The sequence below is a fragment of the Achromobacter sp. Marseille-Q0513 genome (assembly GCF_018195695.1).
Lineage (GTDB): Bacteria > Pseudomonadota > Gammaproteobacteria > Burkholderiales > Burkholderiaceae_B > Achromobacter.
The window spans coordinates 1-2342 of sequence record NZ_JAGTJY010000340.1 but is presented as its reverse complement, the minus strand read 5'-3'; the positions used below and the strand labels follow the sequence as shown (position 1 = coordinate 2342).

The following is a 2342-nucleotide window of genomic DNA, read 5'->3' as shown; positions in this document are numbered from 1 at the left end:
CTTCTACCGCCAGCTGACCGGCGCCGTGCGGGCCTGGCAGGCCGAGGGCGGCGCGGCCTGGGCGCTGGCGGGCCTGTCCTTCGCCTACGGCGTCTTCCACGCCCTGGGGCCGGGGCATGGCAAGGCCGTGATCTCCTCCTATGTGCTGGCCAACCGGCAGACCGCGCGCAACGGCGCGCTGCTGGCGCTGTTGTCGTCATTGATCCAGGCGCTGGTGGCGATCGCGCTGGTCGCCGTGCTGGCGCTGGTTTTCGATGCTACGGCGGCCGTCATGAATCAGGCGACGCGCTGGCTGGAACTGGCCTCGTATGCGCTGGTGACCTTGCTGGGCGTCTGGCTGGTCTGGCTCAAGGCGCTGAGGCCATTGCTTCGGCGGAGGGCCGATGCGCGGCGCACGGCGCCGCCTGCCGTTCAGGCGCCGGCCGCATCCCCGCCCAAGGGTGCTGCGGCGCTGCGGGCAATCGCCGTGCGCGTGTCGGCGCCGGGCGGACAGGGCCATGCGACGACGCATCATCACGAGCATGATCACGTTCATCACGAGGACTGCGGTTGCGGCCACGCGCATGCGCCGGCGGCGGAGCAGGTCGCCGGGCCGATGAACTGGCGGCGCGCCGTGTCGGCCATCCTGGCGGTCGGGCTGCGGCCCTGCAGCGGCGCGCTGATCGTGCTGGTCTTTTCGCTATCGCAGGGATTCTTCGCCGCCGGCATCGCATCGGCCCTGGCGATGGGCCTGGGCACGGGGCTGACGGTCGCCGCGCTGGCCTGCCTGGCGGTGGCCGCCGGCGGCGCGGCCAACCGGCTGGGCGCGCGCCTGTCCAGCGCCGGCGCGGCGCGCCTGCGCTACGGCGTCGAGGCCTTGGCGGCCCTGGCCGTGCTGCTGCTGGGCATTCTGCTGCTGGGCGGGATGCTGGCCGGCGGCGGTTGAGGCGTCCGCGAGCGGATGCCGTCAGGACTTGCGGCCGGCGCGCGGATGCGCCTGGTCGTAGGCCTTGGCCAGATGCTGGAAGTCCAGGCGCGTGTAGACCTGGGTGGTGGAGATGTTGGCGTGGCCCAGCATTTCCTGCACGGCGCGCAGGTCCTGGGCCGATTGCAGCACGTGGCTGGCGAAGCTGTGCCGCAGCACGTGCGGATGCACATGCGTGGGCAGGCCGGCCTCGCGCGCCACGCGCGCCAGCTGCAACTGCACCACGCGCGGCGAGATGCGGCGGCCGCGCGCGCCCAGGAACAGGGCGGCGGCATCCTCGGGCGCGGCGCTGAAGGGCATCAGCTGCGGCCGCGCCGCGATCCACTTGCGCAGGGCCGCCAGTGCGGCCTGGCCCACGGGCACCGAACGGCGCTTGCCGCCCTTGCCCAGCACCACGACCTCCGCTTCGTCCAGGTTGAGCCAGCCGCGCGACTCGTATTGCGCGGAGCGCTCGTAGCGCAGGTCCAGGCCGACCAGTTCGGACAGCCGCAGGCCGCTGGAATAGAACAGTTCGAACATGGCCTGGTCGCGCAGGGCCGCCGGTTCGTTGGCGACCTGGGCGGGCGCGCGGTCCAGCAGCGCCTGGGTCTGGTCCACCGACAGCGCCTTGGGCAGGGCGCGCGGGGCCTTGGGCGCGCGCACGCCGGCCACCGGATTGCCGGCCATGTCCATCGATGGTGCCCACCATTTGTAGAAGCCGCGCCAGGCGGCCAGCGTGCGGGCCAGGCTGCGCGGGCCGCGGCCCTGCGCGTGCAATCGCGCCACGAACTGGCGGATGTGGCCGTTGGCCAGCTTGTCCAGCGGCTGGCCGGCCTTGCCGGCCAGTTCGTGCAGGAAATGCAGTTCGCGGCGGTAGCCGGCCAGCGTGTGCGGCGAGTAGCGGCGGTTGGCTTCCAGGTGCCGCAGCCAGTCCTGCATGGGACCGGGCAGCGGTTCGGACGGGGCGTCGGCAGTGTCGGCTTGCGTCATGGCGTCATCCGTCGCGTCCGCCTGGGCGGCGCTAGGCCTTGGGCGCGGCCGGCTCCAGGCGGTGCAGGGCCGCCGAGGCCAGCTGGCCGATGGATTCCAGGAAGGTGGTGCCCATGTCCGGGCTGAAGCGTTCGGCGTCGTCCGAACCGAGCACCAGGAGGCCCACGCTGGGACCGTCGGCTTCCAGGCGCAGCGGCACCAGGGCCAGCGACTTGGGCTTGGCGTCCAGCCAGGCCACGGCCTCGAAGCCGGTGTCGGTGCCGCAGTACGGCGCCTTCAGGCTGTCGGCGAAGGCGCGCAGGTCGGCGCTTACCGGCTCGCCGTAGCCGTTGTCGGGCTGCCCCGACAGGTTCCACAGGCGCAGCGCGACATGGTTCAGGTCGAACTGTTCGGCCAGGCCCAGCGCGAT

General features: G+C 72.8%; 3 protein-coding genes. 1 reads left to right on the top strand and 2 read right to left on the bottom strand.

Annotated elements, in window-relative coordinates:
• Positions 1 to 925 (top strand): nickel transporter (locus tag KDH83_RS30400; protein WP_212322693.1); only part of this gene is annotated, 925 nt, incomplete at its 5' end.
• A gap of 21 nt (positions 926 to 946) precedes the next feature.
• Here KDH83_RS30400 and xerC read toward each other — a convergent pair.
• Both xerC and KDH83_RS30390 read right to left on the bottom strand, forming a co-directional pair.
• Positions 947 to 1933, bottom strand: coding sequence for a tyrosine recombinase XerC (gene xerC / locus KDH83_RS30395; protein ID WP_212322691.1), 987 nt, complete (start codon positions 1931 to 1933; stop codon positions 947 to 949).
• Positions 1934 to 1964: 31 nt separating this feature from the next.
• The coding region (locus tag KDH83_RS30390) for a DUF484 family protein (RefSeq protein ID WP_212322689.1) at positions 1965 to 2342 on the bottom strand (378 nt) is incomplete at its 5' end.

Bases quoted from the DNA above. Each gene is read 5' to 3' on its own strand.
- xerC (WP_212322691.1), bottom strand. From the start codon at position 1,933: ATGACGCAAGCCGACACTGCCGACGCCCCGTCCGAACCGCTGCCCGGT.